Genomic DNA, 2,988 nt, shown 5'->3' on the forward strand with positions numbered 1-2,988 from the left:
GGTGTTGCAGCGGGGTTAAGCTCAGCGACAACAGGCGGCAACTCACTTGCGATTGCAAGCAGTGTAGGCGATGGAATGGGGATTGCGGAAAATGCGGTGGAGAATAATGCTTTAACCAATAAATACTCGTATGAATTGCTTGATGACAAAGAAAAAGCCCTCTTCGACAAATTAAAAGCGAATAGTGTAAAAGACGTTGATCAGTTTGAAGTCGCATTTAATCAAGCGAAAACCCAAGAAGAACGAGATCAGATCATTGCTGAATATAAAGAAGCTGTTGCAGCTGCAAATCAGATTATTGCGAATTTATATAAGCAAGGTATTTTTACCGATGAAGATTATAGTCTGTTTATTTCATCTTATTCACAAAAAATGCTAGAAGGGGCTAAACAGGGTCAAATTGAAAATAATGGTAAAAGCCAGCTAAGTTTTTGGGGAACATTATCAGAAAGTGATCCTTATTTGTTCTATGGAACAGAATGGTTTGTGGGAAATCAACTCAACAACGAACAGCTTAAATCAGTACGAAATCAGTATTGGGATAAACAGGTAGAAAAGGGCGTGATAACTCCTGCTGAAAGAGAATTGATTTTAGCCAAAGATAATGCCTATACAGCATATCTACCAATCGCCCGACCAGATGAAGTGAAAAATTTTGTGAAAGCATTGTTAAGTGATGATATTTCCACTCTACAACTACTCACAAAAGGGCATATCGCTACGCCTAAAAAATCGACTGTGGAAAAACAGAAAATAACTTGTACAACAGCCTGTTTTGTGGCTGGCACACTTGTCGAAACTGCAAGAGGGTTTATTCCAATTGAGCAAATTGGGTTTGGCGATCTGATTTGGTCGAGAGAAGAATTTGGCAATCACTACGCTTATAAACCCGTTACAGCGACTAAAGCAACGGATAACCAGCAACTTGTTGAAGTCATTGTAGAAAATGAACAAGGACAACAAGAGACCTATCTGACAACTACAGAACACCCATTCTATGTAGAAGGTATAGGTTGGTTAAAATCGACATTGCTCTCTTCAGAAATGAAGTTATTGGATCGCAACGGCTCAGCTTCATTAAAAGTGATCAGCCAAAATGAGTTAGATCGTTATGCAACGGTTTATAACATTATGGTAGATGATCACCATACTTACCACATTGGTGAGCTTGGGGTTTGGGTGCATAATGATAAGTGTTGTGATATTGGAAATATAAAGATTGGTCAGGAGCACCCTCAAACAGGAAATAAAGTGTTAGATATCAAGGAAAGTATTTCAGCTACAGAGATAATAATTGAAAGCACTAAACCATCAACTAAAGGAATGTTAGTTAAAAAACACTACTATGAGAATCCTGGACATCATGATCCCCGAGGAGGAAATCAATCAACTTATAAACCAGAAAAATCTGTATTGCCTAATAATCACATTGAGTTATGGCAAAATAGTGTTGAGACGAAAGATGGAAACCGCTGGGCAGTAGAAATCATTAAAGGAAAACCGATTTATCATCGATTTGAACCTAATCCAAATACTGGTGTATATCACTGGAATGGATCAACTAATGGCAAAACAGCTAGCGGTATTAAACGTCAATTACCGATGAATCTTGTGCCTAATGAAATACAAGGAAAGTAAATTTATGTTTATAGGTAATAAAAATACATTTGCTATTGAGATTCTTATAGCTCATCTAGAAAACCGTTCTCTTGTTCCACTAAAAATATGGGTATGTAATCATTCAATAGGAACTTTTGATGATGTGACTTATATAGATGTTTTTTTGGGGAAATTAGAATTCAGAATGAAAAACTTATATCCTATTGATTTCTATTACGGAAATACAAAGATCTTTGACAATATCCATAAAGATGAAAATAGATTCGAAAAGTATCAACTTTCTTTAGGTGACTCATTTGATGATTATTATATATATATATATATATATAATAATAAAACACATATCTCATGGAAAATTGTTGAAGAGCCATTTTTTAATTATCCAGAAAAAGAAACATTGAGAGTATTTACTTATGTATTAGATACAAAAGAAGTTCTTACTTGTGTAGAAAAACTAAGATCAATTATACAGAATAAGTGCTAATTCTTAGATATCTTACGAACCCCGATAACGCCCGTGCTCACACGGGTGTTCAGGGTTCTAGCAAGCGGTTTAATATATTCAATTTTTTGCAAAAGATTGTTTTGGTACGAGTTTGGAAACTAGCGCTATCGGGGGATTTTAAAATAAAAGATAAGATTGATAATTTTAAAATAAAAACTCAAGAGTTAAATAAAAATAAAAGGATTTAAATAATGATTTTAGTTTCCAAAAAAAATACATCCAGTATAACAGAACATAAAAAATATCTTTGTTTTGGAATAGATATTTTGTTGGATTGTAATACTATTTATGTTCTTATAAGAAGAGATGACGATTTAATACCTATATTAGAGAAATTAGATAATTTCTTTATTTATGATGAATGTAACATAAATGAATGAAGTATCACTCAATATCTTAATGGTAAAAGAATTAGCCTCATGCCTGAGTGCTTACGAAACTTTGATTGGGATTTATATCATGATGGCAACCTAGAAAAAGAAAGGGAATTTGAGAGCATTTATTCTAAAATAAAAAACGGATTATTAGATAAATTAGATATGCCCCTATAACCCCCATGTTTACAAGGGGATTATAGGATTCTTACAAGCGGTTTGATATGTTCAATTTTTTGCAAAAGATTGTTTTGGTGAAGAGTAATTTAAGGTAATCAATGGAATTAAAAAAATACTAAAAAACTTACCGCTTGTATTTATTCTTTTAAATACAAGCGGTCAGATTTTTGCGAAAAATTGCGTTGATTCAGAGGTTTCAAGCACACTCTCTCATTCCCAAAGTGCAGATGGCAATTTTGAGCGTACGATATTAGACCAAATTGGCACGGTTAAAGTGACAGGCAATAACGGTCACTTAAAATTAAAGAG

Annotated in this window: 2 protein-coding genes; both read left to right on the forward strand. The window is 33.8% G+C overall.

Annotated features, from left to right (window positions below):
- On the forward strand, positions 1–1,638 hold a 1,638-nt coding region (locus ACWIW0_RS11190; protein WP_454453379.1), incomplete at its 5' end, for a polymorphic toxin-type HINT domain-containing protein.
- Between the two features lie 4 nt (positions 1,639–1,642).
- Positions 1,643–2,104 carry a hypothetical protein gene (locus ACWIW0_RS11195; RefSeq protein WP_454453380.1) on the forward strand — a complete coding sequence of 154 codons (462 nt, stop codon included), beginning with the start codon at positions 1,643–1,645 and terminating at the stop codon, positions 2,102–2,104.
- Positions 2,105–2,988: the final 884 nt, after the last annotated feature.

The organism is Ursidibacter sp. B-7004-1 (genome assembly GCF_053654055.1).

Bases quoted from the DNA above. Each gene is read 5' to 3' on its own strand.
- ACWIW0_RS11195 (WP_454453380.1), top strand. From the start codon at position 1,643: ATGTTTATAGGTAATAAAAATACATTTGCTATTGAGATTCTTATAGCT.